Here is a 26,766-nt window from a genome sequence, read left to right as displayed (position 1 = left end):
AATCCCACCGGGCCGGACACCCGGCATCTGCTGGATGAGATTTCCCTACGGACACGTGGCCCCGTAGACACGAACGGCGTTCTGTGGATTCAGGTCATCGCCTGTGGACAACCATGGACGACGATGGCCGGAAAGACGCTGGAAACCGCCCTCACGCCGACCTGTCACGCTCTGTCAACTCGGCGTTGAGTCGCAAGGCCTCCGCCAACTGATCTTCCAGAATGATGACGCGGCAGACGGATTCCAGGGCCGTTCCCTGATCGTTCACCCGCGCGGGCGGCCAGGCAGAGGCCACCTTTATCCACAGCACGTCATTTTTTGTGGATAACTTCGAGATAGTCCAGAAAAGCCTGTGGATAACTCAGGGAAGCAGCACATCGGCGGCGAGACCGGCCACCACCGGGATGATGCCGAGAAAGACGAAGGCCGGCAGGAAACAGAGCCCCAGTGGTGCGACGACCTGGACCCCGACCCGCCTGGCGGCCGCCGACGACGCGGCGCGGGCCGCGTGCCGGGAGTCGTCGGACAACCTGGTGAGAACGTCGGCCACCGGGGCGCCACTGAGCGCGGCACGGCTCATCGCGCGTGCCAGCGGGGCCAGTGCGCGCTCGGTCGCAAGGGCCTGCCAGGCGATCTCCGGCGCGGCGCCCAGCCTGAGCTGCCCGCTCACCCAGGCCAGCCGATCACCGAGCGGCCCGCCGATCGCCCCGACGGTGACGTCGATGGCCCCCGTGATCGGCTGGCCAGCCCGCAGGCAGGCGACCATGAGATCAGCCGCCAGCGGAAGGTCCGCCGCGACCCGATCACGTTCCCGGCGCGACCGGGGCGACTCCCTCTTCTGGAGGACCAGCAGCGCGGCCACGGAGCCGGCCGTCCCCGCGCAGACTCCCGGCACCCCGCCGATGACGAGAAACACCGCCAGTCCGATGGCCGCGGAGAGCATCGCCTCTCCCCGATGTGGCCACCGCCTTCCCCGCGGATCATGGACTCCCCCCATGTGCGGGAAGAACGAGAGCTCCCGCACCCCCGGCGGCGCCGGAGCCGCCGGGCCTGGGTGCCGCGACCGCTGCCGAGCGCGGCAGAGCCGCCGAGCAGGATCGACGGGCGAGGTCCACAGCCATCCGGCGAATCCGGCGAGCACACCGGCGAGCAAGATGATCATCAGTTCCGTTCCTCCAATCACCCGGCCACGGACCGGGAGAGCCGGGCCGACCCCGCTGCCGCAACCGGGGGTCCACGTCCAAGGCTTCCGATCAGGCCTGCTGCGCACGGGTGACCAGGCGATTGGTCCACCACAGACCACAGCCGTCGAGCGCCAGGCCGAGTGCCAGGCAGGCCACGCCCGCCGGGCTGCCGAACAGGAAGTGCAGCGGACGCATGCCCAGACCCGCCGCCATCAGCAGACCGAGCACGGGAAGCCCGGCCAGCAGCCGGGCGGTCGCGCGAGGGCCGGCGAGCTGGCCGGCGACGTCCTGACGGTGAGCCTGGGCCTCCCTGAGAGAACCGGCCAGGCGATCGACGAGGACGGACAGGGCCGCCCCGACGGTCACACTCACCTGCCAGCAGGCGGCCAGCCTACGGAACGCCTCACCTCCCTGCTCCGGCGCCGCGGCCAGCAGCGCGGCCGGAACGTCACCACCGTCCCTCGCCGCCGCGATCAACGGCCGCAGCACCACCGGATCGGGGAAGTCCGCGGCCGACACGGCCCGGGCCAGTGCCTCACCCGCCGTCCGCCCGGCGGTCAGCTCAGCCGCGAGCCCCTGGCACAGCTCGATCGACCCGGCCCGCCAGGCGGCCGCACGCAGGGAAGGCCGCGAACGGCCTGTGAGTCTCGCCCGCAGAGAGCGTGACCCGCTCCGGGGGCGGTGCCGTACGCGCCGCAGCCGGGCCGTTCCCGGATCGGGCCCGGTCCACAGCCAGACGGCCAGGGCGACAAGAAGCACGGCCGTCACCGTCACGGCAGCGCCCCCCGCACGTCCGGCGAGAAGCCGTCCGGTGAAAAGTCGTCCAGTGACCGGTGTGTCCCGGCCGAGCTTTCCGAGCGCCCCTGGCGACGGCCGAGCCGGGCGGGACCGTACGGCCTGCGCGCCGGACAGGGAAAGGCGGAGAGGCCGGGAGACCGTGCTGCGAGGGCGGCGAATCCCGGGCCGGTGGTCACACCGCCGTCCGGAGAGAAGGTGAGGGCGGGTTCGGCGTCGACCAGGCCCGAGGGGCGGCGGGTCATCATGCAGATCTCGGCCACCCGGCGGCGACCGTCTACGTGGTCGCGGGCAAGGTGGACGACAACATCCAGGGCGGCGGCGATCTGGCTGTGAACCGCCTCGCGGCTGAGACCGGCGGCGCATGCCAGAGCCTCCAGCCGGGGTGGCACATCGGCCGCGGTGTTGGCGTGCAGGGTGCCGCAACCACCCTCGTGCCCGGTGTTGAGGGCGGCGAGGAGGTCGACGACCTCCGCACCTCTGACCTCGCCGACGACGAGACGGTCCGGGCGCATGCGCAGGGCCTGACGGACGAGGTCACGCAGGCAGACGCCCCCGGCCCCCTCCAGGTTGGCCGGGCGGGACTCCAGCCGCACGACGTGGGGGTGCAGCGGTCTCAGCTCGGCCGAGTCCTCGACCAGCAGCAGCCGCTCGCCGGGATCGGCCAGGGACAGCAGGGCCGACAGGAGGGTTGTCTTCCCCGTGCCCGTGCCACCGGTGACGAGGAAGGCGAGCCTTGAGTCGATCATCGCGGTGAGCACGGGGACGGCGTCAGCCCTGATCGTGCCGGCTTCGACCAGGTCGGGAAGGGTGAAGGTGCGGCGAGGAGGGAGCCGCAGGGACAGACAGGTGCCCCCGGCCGCCACGGGCGGCAGGACGGCATGGAGCCGGACGCCTCCGGCCAGGCGGGCGTCGACGTAGGGGGACGCGTCGTCGAGACGTCTGCCCGCGGCGGAGGCGAGGCGCTGGGCGAGTCGCCGGACCGCCTCCTCGCCGGGGAACACGACCGAGGTCCGGCGCAGGCCACGGCCGTCGTCGACCCACACCTCGCGGGGGCCGTTCACCAGCACATCGGTGACCTCGGGCTCGGCAAGCAGCGGCTCCAGCGGACCGGCGCCGATCAGGTCGGCGCACAGGACACGGGCCACCGCCAGGATCTCCGCGTCGCCCAGCACCGCCCGCTCGGCCCGGAGCGCGACCGCGACGTGCGCGGCGCTGGGCTCGACCCCGGTCCGGGCCAGCCGTACACGGACCGCTTCGACCAGCTCGGACGAGACCGCGGTCGCGCTGCCGGGCGGTTTCACGTTTCCGCCCCGAGCACCGAGTCCAGGAACGAGGCGCAGAACCGGCCGAGGGAGGTCCGCCGGCCGACCGGGGGGACATCGCCGCGGTTGAGGGCCGCGACGAGGCGGGGCTGGTCGGGGAGACCGCCCGCGGACGGCACGTGGAGTGAGGTCGTGACCACCTCGTCGTCCAGGACGCCGCTACGCACGACGGCCCGCACATCACCGGTGTGCCTGCGCAGCCCGGCGAGCACCTGTGCCGCGGCGAGCACCCCGCGGACGTCGGCGGTGACGACCAGCAGCGTGGTGGAGGCCCTGCTCAACGCCTCCACAGCGGCCTTGTCCAGATGGCGGGGCAGGTCGACGACCACCAGGTCGAAGCCCCGCCGACCGGCTTCGAGGACCGAACGCATCGCTTCGGCCGGGATGGGCTCGACCTCGCCGCGGTGGAAGGAGAGCAGAGTCAGCTCGGCGATGGTGGGCAGAGCGGCCTGAAGCGCGGTGAAGCTGACCCTGCCCTCACGGGCGACCAGGTCGGACCAGCGTGCTCCGTCGGCCTCCTCCTGACCGAGAAGCAGATCCAGACCGCCCCCAAGCGGATCAGCGTCGACGAGAAGGGTCCGGAGGCGCTGCCGGGAGGCGCTCAGCGCCAGCGAGGCGGCCAGGACGCTGGCTCCGGCTCCCCCGCGTCCACCGGCGACGCACACCACAAGCCCCGCCCTGTCCGCCGGCTCCACGACGTCGGCGAACTCGTCGACGAGCTGTCGCTCCGCCGAGGGCAGCTCCAGCACGGTCTGGGCGCCGACCGCGACGCATTTTCGCCAGGTGTCAGGATCCTCGGGCGTGTGGGTTACCAGGATGACGCGGGGCCTGGGCGGAGGTCCGGTGGCGGCCAGGGCGTCGGCCAGGTCGCTGCCGACGACGACCAGCGGGGCTCGGTTCCAGTAGGGCCGGGCGTGTGCGGGCACGTGCGCGACGTCAAGCTCGGCCCCGGCCGCCGCGGCGACGCGGAGCAGATCGTCAAGCAGGTCGTGATCCTCGGTGATGACCAGCGGGCGGTCCAAGAGTGCCTCCCTGAAGTGGGGAGGACCCACTTTCCGAGAGAATCCGCCGGGACCAGGTCACCGAATGTCGTTCTGTGGAGAACCAGGCCAGGGCCGGCGCCATCTGTGGACAGTCAGCGGGCGGATCACCCCGTGTCCAGCGGGTGGGCGGGGGCGTGGCCGGATCGGCCGGGGAAAAGGGGCGACCCCCGCTGGGGGGTAGCGGGGGTCGCCGACCGGTCCGGCTCTGGGGGGGTAGAGCCGGTCCCGTTTCAGAAGAAAGCTTTCAACAGTTCACCGGAGGATGGCAAGGGGTGGCAGCACCAATCCGTACACAGTCACTCCAGTATGGAGATACGACCTTATGCTGCCCGATCAACTCGAGTTTCGTCGAGGAGTAATCCCTAATTTCCACTAACTTTTTTAAAGTAACGATTGAGTCGCGGCGCATCGCTCAATCAAAACACTCCCGGCCGAGCGACACCGGTCACACAGAGTGACGAAAAAACCTATCCGCGGCGCCCTATCGACCCATCTGAGAGCTTGCATGGCGTATGCGGCAGTTCATCCACGAATGTCCCTCGATCTGTAAAGGTCTTGGTTTCAGGGGTTCCCATCAGCCAGGATCCGGCATAGAAAGGTTCCACGGACCAGTTGTCCGGGCATGGCCGCCGGGCACCCACGTGCCGCCGAGCCGCGGGAGGCACCGTCGGGATGGGCTTGTCCCGCCCCGAGGATTATTTGGTGCACGCTTGGTAACCCGGCTGGACATGTTGCGACGGCGCCCCATACCAGGGGCGCCGTTTGCTTTGCCACCCGGGACGACCCCGTTTCCCCGGGGATCTAAAGAACCTGTGATCAGCCGCGCTGCATGGCCTCGCAGATCGCCGTGGCCTCTCGGACACCGAGCATGACGGCTGAGGCGCAGTGCCGCACCCACGTCGCGACCCCTTCGGGGGTCCCGCCCAGGTAGGCCCGCAGGCCTTCGGCATACGCCGGCCCGAGTTCCAGATGGCCCAGTTCGACGGCCGCCAGCGACTTCGGGTCCAGGCCGAACTCCACCAGCGTCAGCCGTTCCGCCGCCCGTGCGACCATCCCGTCCGCCGACCCGAACGGCCTCAGCACCGCCAGTTCCGCGTGCACGATGGCGGCGAGCACCAGCGCGGGCGCCGTGGAGACCCCCGTCACCAGCTCGACCAGCCCGTCCACGCGGGCCACGGTCTCTTCGGGCCCCGGCGCCGCGCCCAGACCGAGGATGTCGGGCGCTTCGACGGTGACCCGGGGACGGCCGAGGCTCTCCGTGAGACCGGTGGCGGCAAGGGTGTGCATCCTGGCCAGCACCTGACGCGGGGCCGTACGCCAGGTCGGGCCGAGGCGTCCCAGCTCGGCCGACACGCGCAGCGCGCCCTGGAGGACGGGGTCGGTGGCCTCGGGGATGGCCTCGAGCGGTATGTCCACGCCCTCCAGGGCGGCGGACGCGCGGGCGCCGTGCAGGGCCGACCTGGCCGAAACCTCCGGACTCCTGCGCCGCAGTACGCGATGTCCGTAGAGACGGTCCACAGCCTTGCGCGCGTCGATGACCGCCTCGGACACTCCGGGTAGTTCGGCGATGACAGCCAATGGGTCACTCACGGTCCCCGACCCTATCGGCCGGCTGACAAGGCCTCGAAGGGGCGGTCGGAAAGCGGAGGGCGGGCCGTTCGGCGAGCGCATACCGCCGCCCGGCGCATCGCCGTACCAGAGCGTGTGGGGCCGATTAACGCCTGTGGAATAACGCCCCGTACATTCTTATGGTGTCGAAGACGCAACGGTTTGGCTGCGGTTGTTACCACCTGTTAAGGCGATTGTGAATCTCGATGACCACTCATCACCTGTCGGTACATACCTGTCTAGATCTCTTGTGGCAGGCTCCTCTGACCTGGTGAAGTGGGACACGACCAGTCCCCCAGTAGTACGTAAGGAGTGCGTAGTGGCCCCGGAGACCCCTGGTTCCGAGTCGCGTGAGACCCAGGAGACCTTGTCGAACCTGCTGCAGGAGACGCGGCGGTTCGCGCCCCCTGCCGACCTGGCCGCGGCCGCGAACGTGACCGCCGACACCTACGCCGAGGCGGAGCAGGACCGTCTGGCGTTCTGGGAGAGGCAGGCCGACCGGCTGACCTGGTCCAGGCGCTGGGACACCACCCTGGAATGGAACCCGCCCTTCGCCAAGTGGTTCGTCGGCGGAGAGCTCAACATCGCCTACAACTGTGTCGACCGCCACGTCGAGGCCGGGCACGGTGACAAGGTCGCCTACTACTGGGAGGGCGAGCCTGAGGGCGACAGCCGTACCCTCACCTACTCCGACCTGCAGCGCGAGGTCGCCAAGGCCAGCAACGCCCTGCAGGAGCTGGGCGTCGGCAAGGGTGACCGGGTCGCCATCTACATGCCCATGATCCCCGAGCTGCCGATCACGATGCTCGCCTGTGCCCGCATCGGCGCGATCCACTCGGTGGTGTTCGGCGGGTTCTCCTCCAGCGCGCTCAGCGGCAGGATCAAGGACGCCGACGCCAAGATCGTGGTAACCGCCGACGGCGGTTACCGCCGGGGGGCGCCCAGCGCGCTCAAGCCGACCGTGGACGAGGCCGTCAAGGAGTGCCCCGGCATCGAGCACGTCCTGGTCGTGCGGAGGACCGGCCAGGACGTGGCCCAGACCGACAAGGACGTCTGGTGGCACGACATCGTGGACAGGCAGGCAGAGGTCCACGAGGCGCAGGCACACGACGCCGAGCACCCGCTCTTCATCCTCTACACCAGCGGCACGACCGGCAGGCCCAAGGGCATCCTGCACACCACCGGCGGCTACCTGACCCAGATCGCCTACACCCACCACGCGGTGTTCGACCTCAAGCCGGACACCGACATCTACTGGTGCACCGCCGACATCGGCTGGGTGACCGGCCACTCCTACATCGTGTACGGCCCGCTGGCCAACGGCGCGACCAGCGTCATCTACGAGGGCACCCCGGACACCCCGCACCGGGGCCGGTTCTGGGAGATCGTGCAGAAGTACAAGGTCACGACCCTCTACACCGCCCCGACGGCGATCCGGACCTTCATGAAGTGGGGCGACGACATCCCCGCCAAGTACGACATGTCGTCCCTGCGCATTCTGGGCAGCGTGGGTGAGCCGATCAACCCCGAGGCCTACGTCTGGTACCGCGAGCACATCGGCGGCGGCCGCTGCCCGGTCGTGGACACCTGGTGGCAGACCGAGACCGGCGGCATCATGATCAGCCCGCTGCCCGGTGTCACCGCGGGCAAGCCCGGCGCGGCCATGCGCCCGCTGCCCGGCATCAGCGCCGACGTGGTCGACGACCAGGCCAACCCCGTCGGCAACGGCGGCGGTGGTTTCCTGGTGCTCCGCGAGCCGTGGCCGGCCATGCTCCGCACGATCTGGGGCGACGACCAGCGCTACATCGACACCTACTGGTCCCGCTTCGAGGGCATGTACTTCGCCGGTGACGGCGCCAAGAAGGACACGGACGGCGACCTGTGGCTGCTCGGCCGCGTGGACGACGTCATGCTCGTCTCCGGCCACAACATCTCCACCACCGAGGTGGAGTCGGCTCTGGTCTCCCACCCGAAGGTCGCCGAGGCCGCCGTGGTCGGCGCGACCGACCCGGTGACCGGCCAGGCCATCGTGGCGTTTGTGATCCTGCGCGGCAGTGCCGAGGAGAGCGACGACATCGCCGCCGAGCTCCGCAACCACGTGGCCAGGACCCTGGGCCCGATCGCCAAGCCCCGCCAGATCCTGGTGGTCCCCGAGCTGCCGAAGACCCGCTCGGGCAAGATCATGCGGCGCCTCCTGCGTGACGTGGCGGAGAACCGCAGCGTCGGCGACGTCACCACGCTGGCCGACAGCACGGTGATGGACCTCATCTCCGAGAAGCTGCCCAGCGCCAAGAACGACGACTGAGCACCGGCCGGAAAGGCGCGGATCCCGTCGGCGGGATCCGCGCCTTTCCGCATATAGGGCCCGGGTCACCCGCGAGGCGACCCAGGACGGTCCCGTCCTCGCTCCCGCGGCGGCTCACCTCCGCCCGCGCAGCCGACGGGGATCCCGCCCGGGAGATTTCGGTAGGCTTGCCATCAGGTGTGCCGGGAAGTCTGGTCGGCCAGCGGGGGAACCGACCCTCTCTGTATTCCCGGGGGTTCCATGCGCCGCGCCATCGAGATCTGGCCTTTCCGTCCCACCGTCCGATACACCCGTCAGCTCGCCGAGGCACTCCGCGCCGAGACCGTCGGCGGCGTCGTCATGCTGCTGGCCACGGTCGCCGCACTGGTCTGGGCCAACGTCTCCACGGACTCCTACGAGGCGTTCCGCGCCACCAGATTCGGCCCCGGCTCTCTCCACCTCGACCTTGAGCTCTACAGGTGGGCCCAGAACGGCCTGCTCACCCTCTTCTTCTTTGTCGCGGGTATCGAGGTCAAGGAGGAGTTCGTCCACGGCGAGCTCTCCAACCTCCGCAAGGCCGCGCTGCCCGTCGTCGCCGCGCTCACCGGCATGGTCGTCCCCGCCCTGATCTACCTCGGGGTGAGCTGGGGGGCACCGGGCGCGACCCGCGGATGGGCCCTCCCCATGGCCACCGACATCGCCTTCGCCCTCGCCGTACTGGCCGTGACGGCCAGCGCGATGCCCGCCGCACTGCGGGCGTTCCTGCTGACCAGCGCCGTGGTGGACGATCTCGGCGCGATCACCGTCATCGCCGTCTTCTTCACCCGGCATCTGAACCTCCTGGCCCTGCTGTCCGGGGTGGCGGTCATCGCCCTGTACGGCCTGCTGCAGGCCAGGCGGGTCCGCGGCCTCTGGATCTACCTGCCGCTCGCCCTCCTCGCCTGGTACCTCGTCGAGATCAGCGGGGTTCACGCGACCGTCGCCGGGGTGGCGCTGGGCCTGCTGACACGCGTGCACAGTGGTCCGGACGAGGAGGGCTCCCCCGCCGAACGGGCCGGCCACCACATCCGCCCCCTCTCGGCGGGTTTCGCGGTCCCCGTGTTCGCTTTCGTGTCCGCGGGGGTCACACTCAGCACGGAGAGCCTCGGCATGATGGTCACCGACCGGGTGGTGCTCGGCGTGATCGCCGGCCTGGTCGTCGGTAAGTTCCTGGGTGTCTTCGGCGGGGCGTGGCTGGCCGTACGGCTCGGCTTGGCGAGACTGTCGGAGGAACTGCACTGGCGGGACATGGCAGCTGTCTCGATACTGGCGGGGATCGGATTCACCGTGTCCCTGCTCATCGGCAACCTGGCCTACGGCGACGATCCGGAACGGGTGAACGCGGTGACCACCGGGGTGCTCGCGGCGAGCCTCACGGCCTCGGTCCTCGCGGCGATCCTGCTCCGGGTGCGCGTGCGTAACCACCTCAATGCGCAGGATGATGTCTGATACCGGCGCTTGATAGGAGATCTTCATGACACAGATGCCACCCGCGGAGCCACAGGAGGAGTCGCTGGGCGCCCTCGTCGCCGCGGCCACCGACCAGATATCCACCCTGGTCCGCGCCGAGATCGAACTGGCCAAGTCAGAGCTCAGTTTCAACGCCAGACGGGTCGGCATGGCCACGGGGCTCCTCAGCGCCGCCGCGTTCATGGCCCACCTGGTCCTCATCCTGGCGTCGTTCACCATCGCCTACGTCCTGGTCGCCCTGGGCGTGCAGAGGTGGCTGGCCTTCGCGATCGTCACCGTCTTCTACCTGCTCGTGGCCGCGTTGCTGGTCTTCATCGGCATCAGGAAGTTCAGGGGCCTGCCCGGGATGCCGCGGACCATGCGCTCACTCAAGAACCTCAAGGGCGGCGAGAGCGAGCTCGCCACGCCTTCCGCCCCGCCCACCGCGGGCCAGGTCGGCACGCATCGCGAACAGGTAAGACCAGACCGGTGAGCCGCCCCGACGAGTCCCTGGTCATGGTCGAGGGTCCGTGGACCCACCGCTCCGTGCACGCCGGCGGCACCCGCTTCCACATCGTTGAGGCCGGTCAGGGCCCTCTCGTACTGCTGCTTCACGGGTTCCCGCAGTTCTGGTGGAGCTGGCGCAACCAGCTCGTCTCGCTGCCCGCGGCCGGCTACCGCGCCGTCGCCGTCGACCTGCGGGGTTACGGTGCCAGCGACAAGCCGCCGCGCGGCTACGACCTGCCCACCCTGGCCGGTGACGCGGCAGGGCTGATCCGGGCACTGGGCGAGACCGGGGCGATCGTCGTCGGCCACGACTGGGGCGGGCTGCTGGCCTGGACCATGTCCGTGCTGGATCCCAAGGCGGTCCTGCGGCTGGTCCCGGTCTCGGCTCCGCATCCGCGCAGGCTCCGCTCCGCGCTGCTCAGCGATCCGTTCGGCCAGCTCAGGGCGGCCCTCTACGCGCTGGGCTTCCAGCTTCCCTTCCTGCCCGAGCGCCGCCTGACCGCCAACGGGGGCGCGCTGGTGGGGCGGCTGCTGGATGAGTGGTCCGGGCCGAACTGGCCGGAGGAGGAGGTGGCGAAGACCTACCGCGACGTTTTCCGCATCCCCACCGTGTCCCACTGCGCGCTGGAGTATCACCGCTGGTTCGCCCGCTCCCAGCTCCGTCCCGACGGGCTGCGTTACGCCAGGACCATGCGGGGAGAGATCGGCGTACCCACACTGCAGATGCACGGCGCGCTCGACAGGCATGCCCTGCCCCGCACCGCTCAGGGCTCCGGCCGCTACGTGAAGGCCCCCTACCGGTGGCGGCTGATCGAGGGCGCGGGGCATTTCCCGCACGAGGAGCGTCCGGAGGAGTTCGACGCCGAGCTCATCGGCTGGCTCTCCGACACGGAGCCCGACCGATGACCGGACGAGACCGTGACCCGGACGGGAGGCCTCGCAGCCGGCGTCCCCGGGACGCGTTCGGGCGGCCGCTGCCCCGGGGGGCGGAAGGTGTGGAGCGCGTCCCGGACGACTACGCCCCGAGCGCGGACGAGGCGCTCTCCGAGGCGCGCCGGCTGCTCGGCGAGGAGCGGCCGTTCCACGCCCACGAGGTGCTTGAGGGCCGGTGGAAGACCGGCCCCGCGGAGGAGCGGGATCTCTGGCAGGGGCTGGCGCAGATCTGCGTGGGTCTCACCCACCTCCAGCGGGGCAACTCGCGGGGGGCCGCCGCGCTGTTCGCGCGGGGGGCCGACCGGATCGGCCGGTACGGCATGCCGTACGAGGAGATCGCCCGGACCGCCCGGGGGCTGGGCGAGGTGGACGGCCTGGAGGCCGGAGCGGCCATCGCCATGATCAGGGACCTGCTCTAAGTCAGTTCCGGTCGCACTCCTGGGTGCCCACCCGGTTGAACAGCTTGGAGCCGTCTTCGGCGTCCGGTGCCACCTCGGCCGCGGTCAGCACGAAACCGGTCTCCGCCCTGTCCGTGGCCGCCGCGAAGACGACGCCGTAGACCCGGCCGTCGGTGGTGAGCAGCGGACCTCCGGAGTTGCCCTGCCGGACCAGGCCGCGGATCCAGTAGACATCGCGGACGACGGTCTTACGGTCGTAGATGTCGGGGCCCTGGGCCCTCTGCTGGTCCCGGACGCGGGCAGGGGTCATGGTGAAGCCCTCGCCGTGCGGGAAGCCCGCGACGATGGCGTTGTCGCCCTTCTTGGCGGAGCCGTCGAAGCGCAGAACCGGCATGTTCAGGCCGGGGACGTGGAGGATCGCGATGTCCCTGTCGGGGTTGTAGAGCACGACCCTGGCCGCGTGGGTGTTGTTCAGGTAGTCGGTGACCTGCAGGTCCTGGTCGACCCCCGCGACCACGTGGGCGTTCGTCATGATCTTGTTCTGCGAGTAGACGAACCCGGTGCCCTCGATGTGCCTGCGGCAGCTCGAGGCCACCCCCTGGACCTTGACGATGCCCCGGCGGGCCCGGGAGAGCTGCGCGCTCTTCGGCACGCTCCGGTCGGGTGGCGCGACCTCGACGAACCGGCCGCCCCCGATGGCGTCGAACACCCGGGGGAAACCGGAGGTGTCGATGAAGTCCCTGAACGGCTTCTGCAGGTCCTTGGCCGCCTTCGGCATCGTCTGGTCGACGGTGCTGATCAGCAGAGACTTGCTGACCTGCTCGCTGAGCAGCGTGAACTGCGAGAACGAGATCAACGACCCGATCAGCCAGGCGATGATCAGCACCGAGAGCGCGCTCGCGAAGGTGCCGCCGACGGCGTCCACCACCTTCGCGGGCTCCCAGGTGACGTGGCTGCGGACCACGGCGCCGATGGTCGAGGACGCGAACTGCCCGATCGTCGCGGCGAGGAAGACGATGACGATGGCGAGCAGTGCCCGCTCGGTGTCACCGTCGACGACGGCGGAGGCGATCGGCGGGGCGATGAACATGCCCAGCAGGCCGCCGCCGACGAATCCGACAAAGCTGAGGACACCGATGATGAACCCCTGGCGGTATCCCGACACAGCGAAGGCCACCATCAGGGCGATCAGGATGAGATCGAGAAGATCACCGCTCACCCCTTTACGGTATCCAGCGACCGGCCCGCGCGTGCACCCCTTCCGCCGGTCCGGCGCTGTCAGCGGGACGCGAGGCTGAGGACGTCCGGGGGCAGGTCCTCGATCCGTGACCGGTCCCAGGGGACCTCGAAGCCCGAATCGGCGAGCACCCCGTCGAGCACCCCCCCGGTGAAGCCCCACACCAGCAGCCCGCGCACGCGGAACGCGGGGCCGGAGTGACCGCTCGGGTGGCGCAGCCTGAGCCGGTTGGCCGGGTCGACGAGCTCGGAGATCGGGACCCGCTCCACCGACTCCACCTCGTCGGGCGAGGCGGCGTGCACCACGCAGGGTGTGTGCCACCAGCCCAGCACCGGGGTGACACGGTTGTCGCTGTGCCCGACGTACAGCTCGGGCATCGTGCCGACCACCTGGACGCCGTCCGGGTCGAGACCGGTCTCCTCCCGGGCCTCCCTCAGCGCGGCGGCGATCGGGCCGCCGTCCTCGGGGTCGACTCCGCCACCGGGGAAGGCGGGCTGTCCCGCGTGCCGGCGCCCGTGTGAGCTGCGCTGGATCAGCAGCACGTCGGGGCCGGACGGCCCCTCGCCGAACAGCATGAGCACGGCGGCCGGGCGCCCACCCGAACTCGGTGGACGCAGAAGCGGAGGCACCGGTGCCCTCGCGACCCGCTCGGCCAGCGTCTCCAACCATCCGGGTACTTCCACGGGCACACCTCCGGTCTCTGCAACACGGCGCACCGCCCCGTGCTTCCCGTTGTGAGGCCGGTCAGGAGAAGGGGCCGGGACGTACCAGTTTGGCGGCCTGGACGGGGTCGGTGGGCCCGATACCGTACGAAGGGCAGAGCGCGGCGAGCGGGCACACGCCGCAGGCGGGTCGACGGGCGTGGCAGATGCGGCGGCCGTGCCAGATCAGTCGGTGGGACATCATCGTCCAGTCCCGTTTCGGGATGAGCTCCGCGACAGCATGTTCGATCTTGACCGGGTCGGTCTCCTCGGTCCAGCGGAACCGCTGGACGAGCCGCTGGAAGTGGGTGTCCACGGTGATGCCGGGGACACCAAAGGCGTTGCCGAGCACCACGTTGGCGGTCTTGCGGCCGACGCCGGGCAGCGTGACCAGGTCCTTGAGCCTGCCGGGGACCTCACCGCCGTAGCGGTCGCACAGGGCCTGGGCCATGCCGATGATGCTGACGGTCTTGGCCCGGAAGAAGCCCGTCGACCGGATGATGTCCTCCAGCTCACCCCGATCGGCGCCCGCATAGTCCCCCGCCGTCTGATATTTAGCAAAAAGCGTGGTAGTAACTATGTTGACTCTTTTGTCCGTACACTGGGCAGATAAGATCGTCGCGACCAGTAACTCCAGGGGAGTGCGGAAGTCGAGTTCGCAGTGCGCGTCCGGGTAGGTTTCCGCCAAAATGCGGTCCATCCGCCGGGCGCGACGGACCAGGGCAAGCTGGGACTCACCAGCACGACTGACATTGCGAGACACCCGGCAAGCCTACGCGCATGGGCCCCTTGGGAGTCGCTCGGTGGGATGGGTCACAATGACTGCGTGAGCCGTGAAACAGGAGGCACTGTGAACTTCGACGACGTGCTGGGCAAAGCCCCTCTGTTCGCGGCGCTGGACCGTGAGAGCGCCGCCGCGCTGCGCACGAGCGTCTCCGAGGTCGAACTGTCCAAGGGGCAGACGCTGTTCAGCGAGAACGAGACCGGGGACCGTCTGTACGTGGTGCTCGAGGGAAAGATCAAACTGTCCAGGACAGCACCCGACGGGCGGGAGAACCTGCTCAGCGTGCTCGGCCCGAGCGAGATGTTCGGCGAGCTGTCGCTGTTCGACCCCCGTCCCCGTACGGCGTCCGCGACCGCGCTGACCGACGTCCGCCTGGCGGGGCTCGGCCACGACGACCTCCGCCCCTGGCTGACCGGCCGCCCCGAGGTCGCCCTGCACCTGCTGCGTGCCCTGGCCCAGCGGCTGCGCCGTACCAACGACGTGCTGGCCGACCTGGTCTTCACCGATGTCCCCGGACGGGTCGCCAAAGCCCTGCTCGACCTGGCCGACCGCTTCGGCCAGCGGATCGACGACGGCGTCCGGGTCCACCACGACCTCACCCAGGAGGAGCTGGCCCAGCTGGTCGGGGCCTCGCGTGAGACCGTGAACAAGGCCCTGGCCGACTTCGCCCAGCGCGGCTGGCTGCGCATCGAGGCCAAGGCCGTGGTCATCATGGACATGGAGCGTCTGCACAACCGCTCGCGCTAGCGACCGCCCTCGATGCCCTCGAGGTAGGAGAGCTGGGCCCGGACCGACATCTCGGCGGCGGGCCAGAGCGACCTGTCGACGTCCCCGTAGACGATCTCGACGATCTCCGCCGGTGTCCGCGCCCCCCGCCCGCACGCGTCCCGGATCTGGTCCAGCCGCTGCCTCCGGTGGGCGATGTAGCCCTCCAGCGCGCCGATCGGGTCGGGCAGCACCGGGCCGTGCCCGGGGAGGAGTGCCTCGGCGCCGACCTGCTCGGCCCTCGCGCGCAGCAGGTCCAGGGAGCGCAGGTAGTCCGCGAGGTCGCCGTCCGGCGCGATGACGGTGGTGCCCCTGCCGAGCACGGTGTCCCCGGTCAGCATCGCCCGGTCCTCGGGCAGCCAGAAACAGAGCGAGTCGAAGGAGTGGCCGGGCGTTCCGACGACGTGAAGCTCCAGCCCGCCGACGGTGAGCACGTCACCGTCGGCGAGGCCCTCGTCGCCGAGCCGGTGCCCCGGATCCAGTGCCCTGACGGGCGCGCGGACCAGTTCGGCGAACCTCCTCGCGCCGCCGCTGTGGTCATGGTGCCCGTGGGTGAGCAGGATCGCCGTCACCCTCCGCCCACGGAGGAGATCGGCGAGCCGTCGCAGGTGCGGCCCGTCCTCCGGCCCCGGGTCGACGACCAGCACGTCCTCTCCCGTGCCGATCACCCACGTGTTGGTGCCGTCCAGGGTCATCGGGGACGGATTGGGGGCGAGAACGCTGAGGGCGTGAGCCGTGCCGGACCCGTCGGGCCCGTCAAGAGGGATCCGCAGTCCGCTCATGCGGAACCGGGCCGGTAGTCGTCGTCGAGCACGATGCTCATCTCCCCGTCCACCTCGGCGATCTCGGGCATGAAGGTGGCGATCTCACGCTCGACGCCGAGCACGTCGGCCACGGTCGGGTAGTCACGCAGCTCGCCGAGCGTACGGTAGGTCGGGGGCATCAGGAAGATCTGGCCGTTCCTGGCCCGGTCGATCGCGTCGGCAGGCCGTACCCAGGCGACCTGGTCGGCCTCGCCGCCGACGTCGCGGGTCCGCTGGCCCGGCGGGAGGGCCGCGACGAAGAACCGGGTGTCGAAGCGCCTGTGCTCGACCTCGGGGGTGATCCAGTGGGTCCAGGGGCGCAGCAGGTCGGAGCGGAGGACCAGGCCGCGTCCGTCCAGGAAGTCGGCGAACGACAGGCTCCGGTCGATCAGGGCGAGCCGGTCGGCCTCCCAGCCGTCGCCGGTGGTGTCGGCCACGACGGACTCCGGGGACGCCCCGGCGAGCAGCACGCCCGACTCCTCGAAGGTCTCCCGCACCGCGGCGCAGACCAGGCCGCGCGCGGTCCTCTCGTCCGCGCGGAAGACCGCCCCCCACTCCGCGGGCGAGGGCCCGGCCCAGGCGATCGCGTGATCGGTGTCGCGTGGGTCCACCGAACCGCCGGGGAAGACGTAGGCCCCCGCCGCGGAGGCCATGCTGGCCTTCCGCCTCAGCAGATAGACCTCGACGCCCTCGCGGAGGAGGACCACGGTGGCGGCGTCCCTGGCCGGGACGGGCTCCACCCGCCCGGCCAGGATGTCGCGCGCACGCTTCCCTAAATCACCAGAAAGCGGAATCCCACCCATTCAGACCCTCCACCGGAACAACGTTCGGATTGAGGGTCCATCATGCGGTACGGCCTCCGCACTGGCCAATCGTCAGCGGACCTCGGCGATCAGTTCGACCTCGACCGGCGCGTCCAGCGGGAGGACGGCCACGCCGACCGCACTGCGGGCGTGCTTGCCCGCCTCCCCCAGGACCTCGACGAGCAGCTCACTGGCGCCGTTGATGACCTGCGGCTGCCCGCTGAAGGCCGGGTCGCTGGCCACGAAGCCGACGACCTTCACGATCCGGACGATGTTCGACAGGTCGCCGGCCACCGAGGCGACCGCCGCGAGGGCGTTGAGCGCGCAGATCCTGGCGAGGCCGGCGGCCTCCTCCGCGCTCAGCTCGGCGCCGACCTTGCCGGTCGCCACCAGCTTGCCGTCCACCACCGGGAGCTGGCCCGAGGTGTAGACATAGTTGCCCGAGCGGACCACCGGGACATAGGACGCCAGCGGCGGCACGACCTCGGGCAGCGTCAGGCCCAGCTCCTCCAGCCTCTCCTGCGGCGTCACGGCTTCGGCCGCTTCAGGTAGGCGACCAGCTGCTCGGGGTTCGGCCCCGGCACGACCTGGACGAGCTCCCAGCCGTCCTGGCCCCAGTTATCGAGAATCTGCTTGGTCGCATGGACCAGCAGCGGCACCGTCGAGTACTCCCATTTCGTCATGTGGGACACATTAGCGAGGCGCCCCCGGCAGAGGGTTCCCCCGACGGGCGTCTTGACGGGCGGAACGTGGTCGCGAGCCTCCCGGGCGGCGCCGGAGTGGTCAGGATCACTATGACAATCCGCATCTGCGGTCCCACCAGTGGACAGCCCCGGCGAATCGTCAGGTGGCTGTTGGGTAGCCTTCGAAAGGTGAGAGCTCGCGACACCGATTGGGACGGCGTACGCCTCCACGTCGTCACCGGCAAGGGCGGCACTGGGAAGACCACGGTGTCCGCCGCCCTCGCCCTCGCCCTCGCCGCGAACGGCCGCAAGGTCCTGCTGGTGGAGGTCGAGGGCCGGCAGGGAATCGCGCAGGTCTTCGACCTGCCGCCGCTGCCGTACGAGGAGAGAAGGATCGCCGTCGCGCCCGGCGGCGGGGACGTCTACGCACTGGCCGTCGACCCCGAAGAGGCCATGCTCGACTACCTCGAGATGTTCTACGGCATGCGCCGGGCGGGCAAGGCCCTGACCAAGATGGGCGTCGTCGACTTCGCCACCACCATCGCCCCCGGCTTCCGCGACGTCCTGGTCACCGGCAAGACCACCGAGGCCGTCCGCCGCAGGGCCAAGGACGGCAGCCGGGTCTACGACGCCGTCGTGCTCGACGCGCCGCCGACCGGCCGGATCACGCGATTCCTCAACGTCACCAACGAGGTGGCCGGGCTGGCCAGAATGGGCCCGATCAAGAACCACGCCGACCTGGTGAACGGTGTCGTGGCCTCCCCGGAGACCGCGGTGCACTTCGTCACCCTCCTGGAGGAGATGCCGGTCCAGGAGACGCTGGACGGGCTCGCCGAGCTCCACGCGGCCGGGCTGCCGCCCGGCGGGATCTTCACGAACATGGTCCGGGAGTCGCTACTGCCCAAGTCCGTCCTGAAGGACGCGGACAAGGGCCGGTTCGACCCGGCCGAGCTGGCACTCGGTCTCAAGGCGTCCGGGCTCGCGGACGGCAGTTCCGACGCCGCCGCCGTGGCCGAGTCCCTCGCCGAGGAGATCGCCGACCACGCCCGCCGTGCGCGGCTGGAGCACCGCGAGAGGCTGTCGCTCAACAGGGCCGGGCGTCCCCGCTACGAGCTGCCGCTGCTGGCCGACGGGGTGGACCTGGCCGGGCTGTACGAGCTGGCCGAATCGATCCACACCCAGGGAGCGGCATGAGCGAGCGCAGCGAGCGGTCCGCCAGACAGCGGGCCGTCCCGGTTCTCGACCTCGATGCGATCATCGATGATCCGGGCACCCGGATCATCGTCTGCTGCGGCTCCGGCGGAGTCGGCAAGACCACCACCGCGGCCGCGCTGGGGCTGCGCGCGGCCGAGCGCGGCCGTTCGGCCGTGGTGCTCACCGTGGACCCGGCCCGGCGGCTGGCGCAGGCCATGGGCCTCACCGAGCTCGACAACACCCCGCGCCCCGTCGCGGGCGTGAAGGGCGAGGGCCGGCTGCACGCCATGATGCTCGACATGAAGCGGACCTTCGATGAGATCATCGAGGCGCACGCGGACCCCGAACGGGCCCGCCAGATCCTGTCGAACCCCTTCTACCAGTCCCTGTCGTCCAGCTTCGCCGGCACGCAGGAATACATGGCGATGGAGAAGCTCGGCCAGCTCCGCCGGTCGGGCGACTGGGATCTGATCATCGTGGACACCCCGCCCTCCCGCTCCGCGCTGGACTTCCTCGACGCGCCGGAACGGCTGGGCCGCTTCCTCGACGGCCGGTTGATCCGGATGCTGATGGCCCCCGCCAAGGCCGGCGGGCGCAGCGCGTTCAAGCTTCTCAACGTGGGGTTCGGTTTCGTCGCCGGGGCCATGACCAAACTGCTGGGCGCGCAGGTGCTCAAGGATCTGCAGACGTTCGTCTCCGCGCTGGACACCGTCTTCGGCGGGTTCAGGGCGCGTGCCGAGCAGACCTACACGCTCCTGCAGGCCCCCGGGACCGCGTTCGTCGTCGTGGCCGCGCCCGAACGGGACGCGATGCGCGAGGCCTCCTACTTCGTGGAGAGACTCGCCGAGGAGCGCATGCCCCTGGCCGGGCTCGTGGTCAACCGGGTGCACCGCTCACCGGCGGCCGTGCTGTCGGCGGCGCGGAGCACCGCGGCGGCGGAGGACCTGGAGGCGCGGGGTGGGCATGATCTGACCGCCGCCGTACTGCGGTTGCACGCCGGCCGGATGCAACTGGCCGCCCGTGAGCACCGCGAGCAGGAACACTTCGTCTCCGCCCACCCCACGGTGCCGGTGGCCCAGGTCGCCGCCCTGGCAGAGGACGTGCACGACCTGGAGGGGCTCCGCGAGGTGGGGCGGCTCCTGGGCGCCCAGAGCCCGGACGCCTGAGCCGGAGATCCGCCTGCCGTAGGGCGGACACGCGAATGTACGGCTGGCGCCCGGCGCCAGCCGTACGGGATCGGCGCGAGCTCAGCCCGCTATCAGCTCATTTGTCCGTTCGTACTCTTCTTTGGCCAACTCCAGCAGGTCCCGCCAGGAGTCGACATCCGGTCGCCGACGCAGCAGCGCCCGGCGTTCGCGCTCGGTCATCCCGCCCCACACCCCGAACTCGATGCGATTGTCCAGCGCATCGGCGAGGCACTCGGTCCGGACCGGGCATCCTCGGCAGATCAGCTTTGCTCGGTTCTGGGCAGCGCCCTGAACGAACAACGCGTCAGGATCCGCACCCTTACAGGCCGCACGGGAGGTCCAATCCGTGATCCACATTCGACCCCACTCCCCTTAGGTGGTCAGTCGTGACTTGGGGCCGACGGGCGCGGGCGTCGAGCCTCCGTATTCAATTGCCGCAGAAAGAGAACGTACGCAACCAGACGTTCGGGCCGACAGACCCCGGCGGGACCAATTTCTCGCATGGTCATCAGCGGCCATGTGGCCGGGAATGACTAGTCACCTGATCCATTACGTACTCGACGCGTGGCGAAATGGCCTTCCGTTACCGTTTGGGCCATCCATCCGACGTAGTCTTGACCCGTGCAAGCTCAAGGCAAAGATCATGGATCGGTAGTCGGGAATCTTCTGCGGCTGGTCGCCGCAGCCGCTGCCACTGGCGTATTGGTCGCTGCCATCGCGCTTCCGGCGGTGGGCGGCGCGGGGATGACCGTGAAGTCCGCCACGGAGGAGCTGCACCTGCTCCCCGAGGAACTCAAAGAACCCCCCCTCGCAGAGAAGACTGTTCTGCTCGACGCGAACGGCAAGCAGTTCGCGCAGTTCTTCTACGAGAACCGCGAGTCGGTGAAGCTCGACCAGGTCGCCGACATCATGAAGACCGCGATCATCTCCATCGAGGACTACCGGTTCTACCAGCACGGGGCCATCGACCTGGAAGGCACCTTCCGCGCCGCGGTGAAGAACCTCAGCGGCGGCGGAGGCATCCAGGGCGGCTCCTCCATCACCCAGCAGTACGTCAAGCAGGTGTTGGTCAACAGCGCGGAGACCAAGGAGGAGCAGGCGGCCGCCATCGAGACGTCCTACTCCCGCAAGCTCAACGAGCTGCGTTACGCGATGGCCCTCGAGGAGAAGTACACCAAGTCGGAGATCCTTGAGCGCTATCTCAACATCGCCTACTTCGGCGCGGGCGCCCACGGGATCCAGGCCGCGTCCAAGCGGTTCTTCGGCAAGCCCGCCTCCAAGCTGAACCTGTGGGAGGCGGCCACCCTCGCCGGAGCCGTGCAGAACCCCAGCGGGACCGACCCTGCCGTGGGCAAGGCGAGCCGCCAGCGGCTGCTGGACCGGCGCAACGTCGTCCTGGACCGGATGGCCGAGCTCGAGAAGATCACCCTGCAGGAGGCCGCGGAGGCCAAGGCCAAGAAGCTGGGATTCAAGGACATCCCGGTCCCCGGCGGCTGCGACGCGAGCGCCTACCCCTACTTCTGCAGCTACGCCCAGCATGAGCTGCTCAACAACGAGGAGTTCGGCAAGACCGCCGCGCAGCGCAAGAAGCAGCTCCAGCGCGGTGGTCTGACGATCAAGACAACGCTCGACCTGACGACGCAGCATGCCTCCGAGAAGGCCATCGCTCAGTACGTGAAGGCCAGCGACAAACCGGTCGCCGCGCAGGCGATGATCGTGCCCGGCACCGGGGCCATCAAGGCGATGGCCGCCAGCCGGAAGTTCGGGCGGAACCTGAAGAAGAACGAGGTGAACTACAACCTCGTGGCCGACAAGTCGCATGGTGGCCTCGCGGGCTTCCAGGCCGGCTCGACGTTCAAGCCCTTCACCCTGCTCACCGCCCTGGATCAGGGGATGAAGCTCGACGACGGTAACAGCACCGGCGCGGGTTACAGCGCCCCCAGCTACGGCGCGTTCCGCGACTGCGCGGGCAACCGGGTCGGCGAGCCCTCCCACGAGGTCCGCAACTCCAGCGAGGGCGGCGGCGGCTTCAAGACCCTCACGACCGGCACGCTCGGTTCGGTGAACACCTTCTTCATGAAGCTGGAGGAGAAGGTCGGCCTCTGCAACGTGGTCAAGACGGCCAAGAAGCTGGGCATCAAGCGGGCCGACGGGGACAAGCTGCGGGAGTTCGAGACCTTCACGCTCGGCATCAACGAGATGGACCCGGTGACGATGGCCGCCGCCTACGCGGCGATCGCCGCCCGGGGCACCTACTGCAAGCCCATGGCCATCACCGAGATCCGCGACCGCAACGGCAAGGCCACACCGTACAAGCCGAAGTGCAGCCAGGTCCTGGACGAGGAGGTCGCCGACGCGGCCACCCACATCATGTCCGGGGTGTTCACCAAGGGCACGATGAGCCAGGTCGGCGGCATCGGCCGTCCCGCCGCGGGCAAGACCGGCACCACCGACGGCTACACCGCCGCCTGGTTCGCCGGTTTCACCCCCGACCTCGCCTCCGCGGTCAGCCTCGGCGACCCGCGCGGCGCGTTCAAGCACGACCTGATCGGCGTGACCATCGGCGGGCGCTACTACCCCTACGTGTACGGCGCCTCGATCTCCGGCCCGATCTGGAAGAGCGCCATGCTGGGCGCCCTGGCGGGCGTCGCGCGGACCCCCTTCACCCCGGTGAACATGGAGCGCTTCGGCGGCTGCTCCATCGGCTGTGCGCCCGTCAGGAAGCCGCGTGACGACGGGAACGGCCCGGCCTCCCCCGACGACAACATCCTGAACACCGGCGACGACGGCAACGGCGGTTTCCCGAACAACGGCGCCCCCGGCCGCACCACCCCGTAGAGACGCGGGAGCCCCTCCCCGAAGCTTCAGGGAGGGGCTTTCGCGTCCTGCCACCCCCTGAAGCGCGCGGCCCCTCTCAGGCCGTCAGGCGGGCACGCACGGCCTGTGCCACCCGGCCGCCCTCGGCCCGGCCGGCGACCTTGGGGTTCAGGACCTTCATCACCTGTCCCATCGCCTGAGGTCCGGTGGCGCCGCTCTCGGCGATGGCCTCGTCCGCGAGTGCACCGAGCTCCTCATCGGAGAGCTGGGCCGGGAGATACTCCTCCAGCACGGCCTGCTCGTCCACCTCGGCCTGCGCCTGCTCGGTACGGCCGGCGCCGCTGAACGCCTCGGCCGCCTCGCGGCGTTTCTTGGCCTCCTTGGTCAGCACCCTGATGATCTCTTCATCGGAGAGCTCGCGTGCCGACTTGCCCGCGACCTCCTCGACGTTCACCGCCGCGAGGGCCATGCGGATCGTGCGGGTACGGATCTCGTCCCTGCTCTTCATGGAAGCCGTGAGGTCGGCCTTCAGCTTGTCCTTCAATGCGCTCATGCGGTCCATCTTGCCGTCTCACCAGCGTCGCCGTATCCCAAGTTTCCTTCAGGAAGCTTGATGTCGGGCATGATGAGAAGGTGAGGAAAGCAGCTGCGGTGCCCCTGTCCCTGTTCGGTGTCGGCATGGCCGGTCTCGCCTACGCCTCGATCGTCGAGCGCAACGCGTTCCGCCTGCGCCGCTTCGACGTGCCCGTCCTGGAGCCCGGCCAGCGGCCGGTGCGCATCCTGCACCTGTCCGACCTGCACCTCACCCCGGGCAGGCGGATGCTCATCAACTGGGTCCGCTCGCTGGGCGACCTCAAGCCCGACCTGGTGGTCAACACCGGCGACTCCATCGCCCACCCCGACGCGGTCGGCCCGCTCCTGCACGCCCTCGAACCGCTGCTGTCCCGCCCGGGCCTGTTCGTCTACGGCTCCAACGACATGTACGCACCGCGCCCCAAGAACCCGGTGCGTTACCTCTGGCGCACCTCCAAGGGGGAGCACCGCCAGAAGATCCCCACGCTCCCCTGGGAGGAGCTGGGCGCCGGCATGGCCATGGAGGGCTGGCTGGACATGAACAACACCACCGCCCGCATCAAGGTCGGCGACCTCGACGTGGCCGTGGGGGGCATCCACGACTCCCACATCAACCGGGACCGCTACGACCTGATCGCCGGTCCCGCCCCCGCGGAAGCCGATCTCCGCCTGGGCGTGATGCACTCCCCCGAGCCCCGCAACATGACCCGTTTCGCCGCCGACGGCTACCAGTTGCTGCTCGCCGGCCACACGCACGGCGGCCAGCTCTGCATCCCGTTCTACGGTGCCCTGGTCACCAACTGCGGCATCGACCGGGCCCGGGTCAAGGGCCTGAGTCACCACGACTCCGCCTATCTCCACGTCTCCGCCGGCCTGGGCACCAGCCCCTATGCCCCCGCCCGGTTCGCCTGCTTCCCCGAGGCGAGCCTCCTCACCCTGCTCCCCCGCCGCCGAAGCGACGCAAGCACCCGCGAAGTCCGCTAGACTTTCCCAAGCACGAGCAAGACCGACGTGCACCGGGGTGTGGCGCAGCTTGGTAGCGCGCTTCGTTCGGGACGAAGAGGTCGCAGGTTCAAATCCTGTCACCCCGACGTTGAATTCCCGAGTTCAGGGGCCTGATCGCTGGAGACAGCGGCCAGGCCCCTGATCATTTGGACGGTCCGGCGTGAGAAGACGTCCAGAACCACCACAAGGCATGCCCATGAGCCGGGCCACCCGTCTGCGGACCTTCGGTCCAGGCGTAATGGAACACCGGTGTGGCCGGAGACTATGTGCCGCCCCCGGCCGCGGCGGCGCCTGTCGTTGATCGATGTTATTTGAAGCCGCGTAGTCGCAGGCTGTTGGTGACCACGAAGACCGAGGAGAATGCCATGGCCGCTCCGGCGATCATCGGGTTGAGCAGGCCGAGCGCCGCCAGCGGCAGGGCGGCCACGTTGTAGGCGAAGGCCCAGAACAGGTTGCCCTTGATCGTGGCCAGGGTACGGCGGGCCAGGCGGATGGCGTCGGCGGCCACCCGCAGGTCGCCGCGGACGAGGGTGAGGTCGGAGGCCTCGATGGCCGCGTCGGTGCCGGTGCCCATGGCCAGGCCCAGGTCGGCCTGGGCGAGGGCCGCGGCGTCGTTGACGCCGTCGCCGACCATGGCCACCGACCGGCCTTCCGCCTGCAGCCGCTTGATGACGTCGACCTTGTCGGCGGGCAGTACCTCGGCGATGACCTCGTCGATGCCCACCTCGGCCGCCACGGACCGGGCCGCGGCCTCGTGGTCGCCGGTGAGCAGCACCGGGGTCAGCCCCAGAGCGCGCAGCCGCCGGATCGCCTCCGCCGAGGTCGGCTTGACGGTGTCGGCCACCACGAGGACCGCGCGGGCGTGGCCGTCCCAGCCGACCGCGACGGCCGTACGGCCGGCCGCCTGTGCCTCGGCCAGCGCCCGCTCCAGGCCGGCGGGCAGGTGCTGCGACCACCCGGCCAGCAGCCGGGGCCGCCCGACGAGCACGGCGTGCCCGTCGACGACGCCCTGCACGCCGAGGCCTTCGACGTTGGCGAAGTCCTCGGGGGTGGGCAGCTCGCCCACCCGCTCGGTGGCGCCGCGGGCGACGGCCTGGGCGATGGGGTGTTCGGAGGCGTGCTCCAGGGCGCCGGCCAGGCGCAGCACCTCCGTCTCGTCCTGGCCATCGGCGAGGTGCACCTCGGTGAGGGTCATCTTCCCCTCGGTGACCGTGCCGGTCTTGTCCAGCACCACGGTGTCGACGGCCCGGGTCGACTCCAGCACCTCCGGGCCCTTGATCAGGATGCCGAGCTGGGCGCCTCGGCCGGTGCCGACCAGCAGCGCGGTCGGGGTGGCCAGGCCCAGCGCGCAGGGGCAGGCGATGATCAGCACCGCGACCGCCGCGGTGAAGGCCGCCCCCGCGCCCCCGCCGGTGCCGAGCCAGAAGCCGAGCGTGCCGACGGCCAGCGCGATCACGATCGGCACGAAGATCCCGGAGATCCGGTCGGCCAGCCGCTGCACCTGGGCCTTGCCGGTCTGGGCCTCCTCCACCAGCCTGGCCATCTGCGCCAGCTGGGTGTCGGAGCCGACCCTTGTGGCGCGGACGACCAGCCGGCCGCCGGCGTTGACCGTCGCGCCGGTCACCGTGTCGCCGGGCCGTACCTCCACCGGCACCGACTCGCCGGTCAGCATCGAGGCGTCGACCGCCGAGGAGCCCTCCTCGACCACCCCGTCGGTGGCGATCTTCTCTCCCGGCCGCACCACGAACCTGTCCCCGACCGCCAGCCGCTCCAACGGGATACGGACCTCCACCCCGTCGCGCAGCACGGCGACGTCCTTGGCGCCAAGATCCAGCAGCGCGCGCAGGGCCGCGCCGGCGCGGCGCTTGGCGCGGGCCTCGAAGTAGCGCCCCGCCAGGATGAACGCGGTCACCCCGGCGGCGGCCTCCAGGTAGATGTTGCCCGAGCCGTCGGTGCGCTCGATGGTGAGGGCGAACGGGTGGGTCATGCCCGGCATACCGGCGCTGCCGAAGAACAGAGCCCACAGCGACCAGCCCAGCGCCGCGAGCGTGCCGAGCGAGACCAGGGTGTCCATCGTGGCCGCGCCGTGGCGCAGGTTGGTCCAGGCGGCCCGGTGGAACGGCCAGCCGGCGTAGACCACGACCGGGGCGGCCAGGGTGAGCGACAGCCACTGCCAGTTGGTGAACTGCAACGCCGGGATCATCGCCATCGCGATCACCGGTACGGCCAGCGCCACGGCGGTGATCAGCCGGGCCCGCAACGGCGCCAGTTCGTCGGCCTCCGTCTCCGGGGCGGCCCCCTCGGCCCGGGGCGGGGCGGGCAGCGCGGCGGTATAGCCGGCCTTCTCCACCTCGGCGATGAGGCCGTGGGGGCCGATCCCTCCGCCGAAGGTGACCGTGGCCTTCTCGGTGGCGTAGTTCACGGTCGCGGTGACGCCGTCGAGCTTGTTGAGTTTGCGCTCGATCCGGTTGGCGCACGACGCGCAGGTCATGCCGCCGATCGAGAGTTCGACCGTGCTCTGCGGCCTGTCATCGGTGAGGGAGGACATCACCTGCTCTTTTCTCGTCATGCCCGCATCAGTCTCGGCGTCGGTGTATCCGGCCATCTCTCCCCTTGGCTCAGCTTCACATCCCCTCTAACACCATACCC

25 protein-coding genes and 1 tRNA gene are annotated in these 26,766 nt (G+C 70.1%); 11 read left to right on the top strand and 15 right to left on the bottom strand.

The annotated features are described in order from the left end of the window. Positions 1 to 361: 361 nt before the first annotated feature. The 5 genes from ACIN94_RS01710 to ACIN94_RS01690 all read right to left on the bottom strand — a co-directional run bounded on the left by ACIN94_RS01710 (position 362) and on the right by ACIN94_RS01690 (position 5,937). The gene (locus ACIN94_RS01710) at positions 362 to 1,162 is read right to left on the bottom strand and encodes a type II secretion system F family protein (RefSeq protein WP_400698140.1); all 801 of its coding nucleotides are present in this window, start codon (positions 1,160 to 1,162) and stop codon (positions 362 to 364) included. 91 nt (positions 1,163 to 1,253) lie between these two features. Beyond that, on the bottom strand, positions 1,254 to 1,943 hold the full coding sequence (locus ACIN94_RS01705) for a type II secretion system F family protein (protein ID WP_400698137.1): 690 nt from the start codon (positions 1,941 to 1,943) through the stop codon (positions 1,254 to 1,256). 11 nt (positions 1,944 to 1,954) lie between these two features. Then, positions 1,955 to 3,283 (bottom strand): TadA family conjugal transfer-associated ATPase, encoded by a 1,329-nt coding sequence (locus ACIN94_RS01700; protein WP_400698135.1) that lies wholly within the window; start codon positions 3,281 to 3,283, stop codon positions 1,955 to 1,957. Further along, positions 3,280 to 4,326, bottom strand: a complete 1,047-nt coding sequence (gene ssd, locus ACIN94_RS01695) for a septum site-determining protein Ssd (RefSeq protein ID WP_400698132.1) — start codon at positions 4,324 to 4,326, stop codon at positions 3,280 to 3,282. The genes ACIN94_RS01700 and ssd overlap by 4 nt, the downstream gene beginning before the upstream one ends. Before the next feature lie 837 nt (positions 4,327 to 5,163). Beyond that, complete coding sequence (locus ACIN94_RS01690; RefSeq protein WP_400698129.1) at positions 5,164 to 5,937, bottom strand: oxidoreductase; 774 nt, start codon at positions 5,935 to 5,937, stop codon at positions 5,164 to 5,166. 337 nt (positions 5,938 to 6,274) lie between these two features. On the opposite strand from ACIN94_RS01690, the gene acs reads away from it, so the two are divergent. From acs to ACIN94_RS01665, 5 genes are all read left to right on the top strand, one after another. Further along, on the top strand, positions 6,275 to 8,260 hold the full coding sequence (gene acs, locus ACIN94_RS01685) for an acetate--CoA ligase (protein WP_400698126.1): 1,986 nt from the start codon (positions 6,275 to 6,277) through the stop codon (positions 8,258 to 8,260). Between the two features lie 240 nt (positions 8,261 to 8,500). Then, positions 8,501 to 9,727: a Na+/H+ antiporter NhaA gene (gene nhaA / locus ACIN94_RS01680; RefSeq protein ID WP_400698124.1), complete on the top strand. Its 1,227-nt coding sequence runs from the start codon at positions 8,501 to 8,503 to the stop codon at positions 9,725 to 9,727. A gap of 25 nt (positions 9,728 to 9,752) precedes the next feature. Continuing rightward, a complete protein-coding gene (locus tag ACIN94_RS01675) occupies positions 9,753 to 10,220 on the top strand; it encodes a phage holin family protein (protein ID WP_400698121.1) in 468 nt (155 codons plus the stop codon). Between the two features lie 23 nt (positions 10,221 to 10,243). Further along, the gene (locus tag ACIN94_RS01670; protein WP_400699927.1) at positions 10,244 to 11,140 is read left to right on the top strand and encodes an alpha/beta fold hydrolase; all 897 of its coding nucleotides are present in this window, start codon (positions 10,244 to 10,246) and stop codon (positions 11,138 to 11,140) included. Then, a complete protein-coding gene (locus ACIN94_RS01665) occupies positions 11,137 to 11,586 on the top strand; it encodes a DUF309 domain-containing protein (RefSeq protein WP_400698118.1) in 450 nt (149 codons plus the stop codon). The genes ACIN94_RS01670 and ACIN94_RS01665 overlap by 4 nt, the downstream gene beginning before the upstream one ends. A gap of 1 nt (position 11,587) precedes the next feature. Here ACIN94_RS01665 and ACIN94_RS01660 read toward each other — a convergent pair whose 3' ends face one another. The 3 genes from ACIN94_RS01660 to nth form a co-directional block, all read right to left on the bottom strand. Next, entirely contained in the window at positions 11,588 to 12,784 is a 1,197-nt protein-coding gene (locus tag ACIN94_RS01660; protein WP_400698115.1) for a MarP family serine protease, read from the bottom strand. Between the two features lie 59 nt (positions 12,785 to 12,843). Then, a complete protein-coding gene (locus ACIN94_RS01655; RefSeq protein WP_400698112.1) occupies positions 12,844 to 13,485 on the bottom strand; it encodes an NUDIX hydrolase in 642 nt (213 codons plus the stop codon). 61 nt (positions 13,486 to 13,546) lie between these two features. Continuing rightward, entirely contained in the window at positions 13,547 to 14,266 is a 720-nt protein-coding gene (gene nth / locus ACIN94_RS01650; RefSeq protein ID WP_400698109.1) for an endonuclease III, read from the bottom strand. Positions 14,267 to 14,353: 87 nt separating this feature from the next. On the opposite strand from nth, the gene ACIN94_RS01645 reads away from it, so the two are divergent. Further along, positions 14,354 to 15,034: a Crp/Fnr family transcriptional regulator gene (locus ACIN94_RS01645; RefSeq protein ID WP_400698106.1), complete on the top strand. Its 681-nt coding sequence runs from the start codon at positions 14,354 to 14,356 to the stop codon at positions 15,032 to 15,034. Here the strand turns inward: ACIN94_RS01645 and ACIN94_RS01640 are convergent. The 4 genes from ACIN94_RS01640 to ACIN94_RS01625 all read right to left on the bottom strand — a co-directional run bounded on the left by ACIN94_RS01640 (position 15,031) and on the right by ACIN94_RS01625 (position 17,341). Next, positions 15,031 to 15,834 carry an MBL fold metallo-hydrolase gene (locus ACIN94_RS01640; protein WP_400698103.1) on the bottom strand — a complete coding sequence of 268 codons (804 nt, stop codon included), beginning with the start codon at positions 15,832 to 15,834 and terminating at the stop codon, positions 15,031 to 15,033. The genes ACIN94_RS01645 and ACIN94_RS01640 overlap by 4 nt on opposite strands. Beyond that, complete coding sequence (locus tag ACIN94_RS01635; RefSeq protein WP_400698101.1) at positions 15,831 to 16,658, bottom strand: NUDIX hydrolase; 828 nt, start codon at positions 16,656 to 16,658, stop codon at positions 15,831 to 15,833. The genes ACIN94_RS01640 and ACIN94_RS01635 overlap by 4 nt, the downstream gene beginning before the upstream one ends. A gap of 72 nt (positions 16,659 to 16,730) precedes the next feature. Beyond that, positions 16,731 to 17,189 (bottom strand): RidA family protein, encoded by a 459-nt coding sequence (locus tag ACIN94_RS01630; RefSeq protein ID WP_400698099.1) that lies wholly within the window; start codon positions 17,187 to 17,189, stop codon positions 16,731 to 16,733. Further along, positions 17,186 to 17,341, bottom strand: coding sequence for a DUF4177 domain-containing protein (locus ACIN94_RS01625; RefSeq protein WP_306860654.1), 156 nt, complete (start codon positions 17,339 to 17,341; stop codon positions 17,186 to 17,188). The genes ACIN94_RS01630 and ACIN94_RS01625 overlap by 4 nt, the downstream gene beginning before the upstream one ends. A gap of 189 nt (positions 17,342 to 17,530) precedes the next feature. On the opposite strand from ACIN94_RS01625, the gene ACIN94_RS01620 reads away from it, so the two are divergent. Together ACIN94_RS01620 and ACIN94_RS01615 are read left to right on the top strand one after the other, a co-directional pair. Then, positions 17,531 to 18,535 carry an ArsA-related P-loop ATPase gene (locus tag ACIN94_RS01620; RefSeq protein WP_400698097.1) on the top strand — a complete coding sequence of 335 codons (1,005 nt, stop codon included), beginning with the start codon at positions 17,531 to 17,533 and terminating at the stop codon, positions 18,533 to 18,535. Next, the gene (locus tag ACIN94_RS01615) at positions 18,532 to 19,701 is read left to right on the top strand and encodes an ArsA family ATPase (protein WP_400698095.1); all 1,170 of its coding nucleotides are present in this window, start codon (positions 18,532 to 18,534) and stop codon (positions 19,699 to 19,701) included. The genes ACIN94_RS01620 and ACIN94_RS01615 overlap by 4 nt, the downstream gene beginning before the upstream one ends. 81 nt (positions 19,702 to 19,782) lie before the next feature. Here the strand turns inward: ACIN94_RS01615 and ACIN94_RS01610 are convergent, their stop codons facing one another. Beyond that, positions 19,783 to 20,079: a WhiB family transcriptional regulator gene (locus ACIN94_RS01610; RefSeq protein ID WP_012887233.1), complete on the bottom strand. Its 297-nt coding sequence runs from the start codon at positions 20,077 to 20,079 to the stop codon at positions 19,783 to 19,785. 387 nt (positions 20,080 to 20,466) lie between these two features. Here ACIN94_RS01610 and ACIN94_RS01605 point away from each other — a divergent pair, with 387 nt between their 5' ends. After that, on the top strand, positions 20,467 to 22,560 hold the full coding sequence (locus ACIN94_RS01605) for a transglycosylase domain-containing protein (protein ID WP_400698091.1): 2,094 nt from the start codon (positions 20,467 to 20,469) through the stop codon (positions 22,558 to 22,560). A gap of 76 nt (positions 22,561 to 22,636) precedes the next feature. Here the strand turns inward: ACIN94_RS01605 and ACIN94_RS01600 are convergent, their stop codons facing one another. Continuing rightward, on the bottom strand, positions 22,637 to 23,092 hold the full coding sequence (locus ACIN94_RS01600) for a GatB/YqeY domain-containing protein (protein WP_400698088.1): 456 nt from the start codon (positions 23,090 to 23,092) through the stop codon (positions 22,637 to 22,639). Between the two features lie 80 nt (positions 23,093 to 23,172). Here ACIN94_RS01600 and ACIN94_RS01595 point away from each other — a divergent pair, with 80 nt between their 5' ends. Continuing rightward, complete coding sequence (locus ACIN94_RS01595; protein WP_400698085.1) at positions 23,173 to 24,096, top strand: metallophosphoesterase; 924 nt, start codon at positions 23,173 to 23,175, stop codon at positions 24,094 to 24,096. A 33-nt stretch (positions 24,097 to 24,129) separates the two neighbouring features. Beyond that, a tRNA-Pro gene (locus ACIN94_RS01590) sits at positions 24,130 to 24,203 on the top strand. A 221-nt stretch (positions 24,204 to 24,424) separates the two neighbouring features. On the opposite strand, the gene ACIN94_RS01585 is transcribed toward ACIN94_RS01590, so the two are convergent. Then, the gene (locus ACIN94_RS01585; RefSeq protein ID WP_400699925.1) at positions 24,425 to 26,665 is read right to left on the bottom strand and encodes a heavy metal translocating P-type ATPase; all 2,241 of its coding nucleotides are present in this window, start codon (positions 26,663 to 26,665) and stop codon (positions 24,425 to 24,427) included. Positions 26,666 to 26,766 lie beyond the last annotated feature (101 nt).

The organism is Streptosporangium sp. NPDC087985 (genome assembly GCF_044741965.1).
GTDB lineage: Bacteria > Actinomycetota > Actinomycetes > Streptosporangiales > Streptosporangiaceae > Streptosporangium.
The sequence above is the reverse complement of the archived record's forward strand: the minus strand, read 5'-3'. Positions and strand labels throughout refer to the sequence as shown.